A 5,911-nucleotide genomic window follows, 5' to 3' on the forward strand; every position below is an offset into this window, starting at 1 on the left:
GTTTTGGTTGCGGGGGTAGGATTTGAACCTACGACCTTCAGGTTATGAGCCTGACGAGCTACCGGGCTGCTCCACCCCGCGTTAATTTTGTTTTTTGCCTCAATCGCCGGCGGGAACATCTGTTCCCTTGGCTTTCGGCCCATTCGGTCCGGCGGCCCTTGGCCTTGCCTCGGCTTGCGCCTTGGATCCGTATCCTTTCTGACGCGGTGAGGTTTTACGATTCCAAAGGCTGTACCTTTGGCAGGTCGCGACTGCGGCCCGGGCGACTGCCCGAGAAGCCTGAGCCCACGGAGGTGGGCGGCCGGCGTCTGAGGCTTTTGATATTATAAAGAGGAGCTTCTGTTTTTTGCAGGCCTGGCGGCGACCTACTCTTCCGTGCCTTAAGACAAAGTACCATCGGCGCTGGGAGTTTTCACGACCGAGTTCGGAATGGGATCGGGTGCAGGCCTCCCGCCATAGCCACCAGGCCGGCAAAAAGCAGAAGTTATGAATACATCCTTGAGTGTGTTTTGAGTGTGACTTTGTCATGACCCTCATTTATTCCCAACAGCGATGCTGTTGGCAAGGCCGACTGGCCGCCGACCGACTGGTCGTAAGCCAAGCCCGCGGATGCGGGCGCCCGGCGTCTGAGGGCTAAACAACGCCTCTTCTTCTAATCTGACTACTGTGCATGATGAAGCACTGGGATCAAACCGATCGAGTGATTAGTACTGGTCAGCTCCATATGTTGCCATACGTCCACCTCCAGCCTATCAACGTGGTGGTCTTCCACGGCTCTCAAGGGATATCTGGTTTTGAGGGGGGCTTCCCGCTTAGATGCTTTCAGCGGTTATCCCTTCCGTACTTAGCTACCCTGCAGTGCCACGGGCGTGACAACAGGTCCACCAGAGGTACGTCCACCCCGGTCCTCTCGTACTAGGGGCAGCTCCTCTCAAATATCCTACACCCACGGCAGATAGGGACCGAACTGTCTCACGACGTTCTAAACCCAGCTCACGTACCTCTTTAATTGGCGAACAGCCAAACCCTTGGGACCTGCTCCAGCCCCAGGATGAGATGAGCCGACATCGAGGTGCCAAACAATGCCGTCGATATGGACTCTTGGGCATTATCAGCCTGTTATCCCCGGCGTACCTTTTATCCGTTGAGCGATGGCCCTTCCACGCGGGACCACCGGATCACTATGACCGACTTTCGTCTCTGCTCGACTTGTCAGTCTCGCAGTCAGGCTGGCTTATGCCATTGCACTCATCAGCTGATTTCCGACCAGCTTGAGCCAACCATCGCGCGCCTCCGTTACCATTTAGGAGGCGACCGCCCCAGTCAAACTACCCACCATGCAGGGTCCCGGAACCGGATAACGGTCCTCGGTTAGATATCAAAAGTCAAAAGGGTGGTATTTCAAAGGTGCCTCCACAATAACTGGCGTCACTGCTTCAAAGGCTCCCACCTATTCTACACATTCAAATCCTGATACCACTGCAAAGCTATAGTAAAGGTGCACGGGGTCTTTCCGTCTAACCGCGGGTACTCCGCATCTTCACGGAGAGTTCAATTTCGCTGAGCCTATGTTGGAGACAGCGGGGAAGTCGTTACGCCATTCGTGCAGGTCGGAACTTACCCGACAAGGAATTTCGCTACCTTAGGACCGTTATAGTTACGGCCGCCGTTTACTGGGGCTTCGATTCGCAGCTCTCACCGCTCCTCTTAACCTTCCAGCACCGGGCAGGCGTCAGACCCTATACGTCGTCTTGCGACTTCGCAGAGTCCTATGTTTTTAATAAACAGTCGCCACCCCCAAGTCTGTGCCACCCCCCACTGGTTGCCCAATGAAGGGTACCCCTTCTCCCGAAGTTACGGGGTCATTTTGCCGAGTTCCTTCAACATAGTTCTCTCAAACGTCTCGGTATACTCTACCAGTCCACCTGTGTCGGTTTGGGGTACGGTCTATAAGCTGGAGCTATTTCCTGGAACAGGTTCACGGCAGGTCCAATCCAATAAGGACCCACAATTTACCCCATTCGTCACTTCCAGCAGGCGGAGGAATATTAACCTCCTTCCCATCGACTACGGCTTTCGCCCTCGCCTTAGGGGCCGGCTCACCCTGCGCAGATTAGCTTTACGCAGGAACCCTTGGACTTTCGACGTGAGTGTTTCTCACACTCATCTCGCTACTCATGTCAGCATTCTCACTTCCGATACCTCCAGGCAACCTCGCGGTTACCCTTCACAGGCTTACGGAACGCTCCGCTACCACTCAACTCAAAGAGTTGAATCCGCAGCTTCGGTGCATGGCTTTAGCCCCGGTACATCTTCGGCGCAGGCCGGCTTAAATTTAGACCAGTGAGCTATTACGCTTTCTTTAAAGGGTGGCTGCTTCTAAGCCAACCTCCTGGTTGTTTTGGCCTTCCCACATCCTTTCCCACTTAGCCATGACTTAGGGACCTTAGCTGGCGGTCTGGGCTGTTTCCCTCTCGGCAATGGATCTTAGCACCCACTGCCTGTCTGCCTTGCTGCATTCTTCGGTATTCGGAGTTTGGTTAGGTTTGGTAAGTCGTTGGGACCCCCTAGCCCATCCAGTGCTCTACCCCCGAAGATGATACAAGACGCTCTACCTAAATAGATTTCGCGGAGAACCAGCTATTTCCGAGTTTGATTGGCCTTTCACCCCTAGCCACAAGTCATCCCCCAACTTTTCAACGTTGGTGGGTTCGGTCCTCCAGTGCATGTTACTGCACCTTCAACCTGCTCATGGCTAGATCACCCGGTTTCGGGTCTAATCCCTGCAACTAAATCGCCCTATTCAGACTCGCTTTCGCTGCGCCTACACCTACCGGCTTAAGCTTGCTGCAAAGATTAACTCGCTGACCCATTATACAAAAGGTACGCAGTCACCCCATAAAGAGGCTCCTACTGATTGTAGGCATCCGGTTTCAAGGTCTCTTTCACTCCCCTTATCGGGGTGCTTTTCACCTTTCCCTCACGGTACTTGTTCACTATCGGTCGCATAGGAGTACTTAGGCTTGGAGGGTGGTCCCCCCACGTTCAGACAGGATTTCTCGTGTCCCGCCCTACTCAAGGACCTTATCCAACATTACCCGTACGGGGCTATCACCCACTCTGGCCAGCCTTTCCAGGCTGTTCCGGTTATTTGAATAAGGCCACTGGCCTGGTCCGCGTTCGCTCGCCACTACTAACGGAGTCTCTGTTGATGTCCTTTCCTCTGGCTACTTAGATGTTTCAGTTCACCAGGTTCGCTTCGCTATCCTATATATTCAGATAGCGATACCGCTAATGCGGTGGGTTTCCCCATTCGGATATCTTCGGATCAAAGTTTGCTTGCAACTCCCCGAAGCTTTTCGCAGCATGCCACGTCCTTCATCGCCTCTATGCGCCAAGGTATCCACCAAATGCCCTTAAAACGTTTGATCTCAGCACTTCGCGTCATGCACAGAAGTCAAACCAGACGAAGTCTGGTTTAGTTGTTTGTCTGGCCTCAATCGCCGGCGCGGACATCCGTCCGCTTAGGCTCTCGGAGCAAAAGCTCCGGGCTGCAGTCGCAGCCTGACGGAAAGCAAGCTTTCCTCATCTTCATGCCATCGCTGACACTCAGATACACCATCCATTCAACCTAAACCCCTGTTCACAACAGTTATTTAAAATTGAACACTACCCATGGATACTCAGGTCATCTCGAACCCGAACATCCACAGTTAGGATGTATTCATTTCCTCTTCACAATATCAAATAAAACACAAAGGCCTGAACCTTCGCTAACCGCTTGCGCGATATCTCGTTTCCTTCTCGACAATCAGGCTGTTGGTGGAGGCAGACGGGATCGAACCGACGACCTCATGCTTGCAAAGCACGCGCTCTCCCAACTGAGCTATGCCCCCTCAACAAACCAAAACAAGCTGGTGGGCCTGGGTAGACTTGAACTACCGACCTCACGCTTATCAGGCGTGCGCTCTAACCAGCTGAGCTACAGGCCCGGTCCGCCGCTTCGGGTACATTTTCCGATCCAGCCGGCAAACCAGCTGGAGCAGAACCTAATTATCAGAGAAGAGATGCCAGGACGGCGAGATTTAAGTGTTTGCCTAACCCGGATAAATCCGGTTGGCGTTTATTCCTTAAAAGAGATCAAACAATAAATTGCTCGGCCCCTTCCTTAGAAAGGAGGTGATCCAGCCGCAGGTTCCCCTACGGCTACCTTGTTACGACTTCACCCCAGTCGCTGACCTTACCGTGGTCGGCTGCGTCCAAAAGGTTCGCGCACCGGCTTCGGGTAAAACCAACTCCCATGGTGTGACGGGCGGTGTGTACAAGGCCCGGGAACGTATTCACCGCGGCATGCTGATCCGCGATTACTAGCGATTCCAACTTCATGCACTCGAGTTGCAGAGTGCAATCCGAACTGAGACGGCTTTTGAAGATTAGCTCCAGGTCACCCCTTCGCTGCCCTCTGTCACCGCCATTGTAGCACGTGTGTAGCCCAGCCCATAAGGGCCATGAGGACTTGACGTCATCCCCACCTTCCTCCGGCTTATCACCGGCAGTTCCATCAGAGTGCCCAACTAAATGCTGGCAACTAATGGCGAGGGTTGCGCTCGTTGCGGGACTTAACCCAACATCTCACGACACGAGCTGACGACAGCCATGCAGCACCTGTGTGGTAGCCAGCCGAACTGAAGAAAGACATCTCTGCCAATCATACTACCCATGTCAAGGGCTGGTAAGGTTCTGCGCGTTGCTTCGAATTAAACCACATGCTCCACCGCTTGTGCGGGCCCCCGTCAATTCCTTTGAGTTTTAATCTTGCGACCGTACTCCCCAGGCGGAATGCTTAATGCGTTAGCTGCGTCACTGAAAGGTAAACCTCCCAACAACTAGCATTCATCGTTTACGGCGTGGACTACCAGGGTATCTAATCCTGTTTGCTCCCCACGCTTTCGTACCTCAGCGTCAGTATCGGACCAGTAAGTCGCCTTCGCCACCGGTGTTCTTCCCAATATCTACGAATTTCACCTCTACACTGGGAATTCCACTTACCTCTTCCGATCTCTAGCAACACAGTTTTGAATGCAGTTCCGGGGTTGAGCCCCGGGCTTTCACACCCAACTTGCGTTACCGCCTACGTACTCTTTACGCCCAGTAATTCCGAACAACGCTAGTCCCCTCCGTATTACCGCGGCTGCTGGCACGGAGTTAGCCGGGACTTCTTTACCAGGTACCGTCACTATCTTCCCTGGCGAAAGAGCTTTACAACCCTAGGGCCTTCTTCACTCACGCGGCATGGCTGGATCAGGGTTGCCCCCATTGTCCAATATTCCCCACTGCTGCCTCCCGTAGGAGTCTGGACCGTGTCTCAGTTCCAGTGTGGCTGATCTTCCTCTCAGAACAGCTAAGGATCGTCGGCTTGGTGAGCCATTACCCCACCAACTACCTAATCCTACGCGGGCTCCTCTTCTGGCGATAAATCTTTAATCCGTAGATATCATACGGTATTAGCGTCCGTTTCCAGACGTTATCCCGTACCAAAAGGCAAATTCCCACGCGTTACTCACCCGTGCGCCACTCTCCACCACCCGAAGGCGGCTTCTCGTTCGACTTGCATGTGTTAGGCCTGCCGCCAGCGTTCGTTCTGAGCCAGGATCAAACTCTCAAGTTTGATTTAGAATTAACTTCTTCCCGTCACAACGTTTGTAATAATCCAGTCCTAAAACCAGACCACTACGCTGAACTTAAACCTACTGATTACCCAAACCCGAAAGCCCAAATAACCAGCGTCTCAAGATACCCGTTGCAACAAAAAGTCGTCATTCAACAACCCCGCCGCCCAGGCATCCCTTCTCATAATATCCACAATGTCAAAAAACAAACCGCCCAAAATCAAAAATTCCGGACAAAAAAA

General features: G+C 53.1%; 3 tRNA genes and 3 rRNA genes. All 6 read right to left on the reverse strand.

Annotated features, from left to right (window positions below):
- Window positions 1-4: 4 nt before the first annotated feature.
- The 6 genes from J0X12_RS17235 to J0X12_RS17260 all read right to left on the reverse strand — a co-directional run bounded on the left by J0X12_RS17235 (window position 5) and on the right by J0X12_RS17260 (window position 5,668).
- Window positions 5-81 (reverse strand) — tRNA-Met (locus J0X12_RS17235).
- A 271-nt stretch (window positions 82-352) separates the two neighbouring features.
- Window positions 353-467: ribosomal RNA gene (gene rrf, locus J0X12_RS17240) — 5S ribosomal RNA — on the reverse strand.
- A 216-nt stretch (window positions 468-683) separates the two neighbouring features.
- A 23S ribosomal RNA gene (locus J0X12_RS17245) occupies window positions 684-3,431 on the reverse strand.
- A 389-nt stretch (window positions 3,432-3,820) separates the two neighbouring features.
- A tRNA-Ala gene (locus J0X12_RS17250) sits at window positions 3,821-3,896 on the reverse strand.
- A gap of 19 nt (window positions 3,897-3,915) precedes the next feature.
- Window positions 3,916-3,992 (reverse strand) — tRNA-Ile (locus J0X12_RS17255).
- Window positions 3,993-4,172: 180 nt separating this feature from the next.
- Window positions 4,173-5,668 (reverse strand): 16S ribosomal RNA (locus J0X12_RS17260).
- Together the 16S, 23S and 5S rRNA genes with 3 tRNA genes alongside form the textbook arrangement of a ribosomal RNA operon.
- Window positions 5,669-5,911: the final 243 nt, after the last annotated feature.

The sequence above is a fragment of the Sneathiella sedimenti genome, from assembly GCF_017313765.1.
Taxonomy (GTDB): Bacteria; Pseudomonadota; Alphaproteobacteria; order Sneathiellales; family Sneathiellaceae; genus Sneathiella; species Sneathiella sedimenti.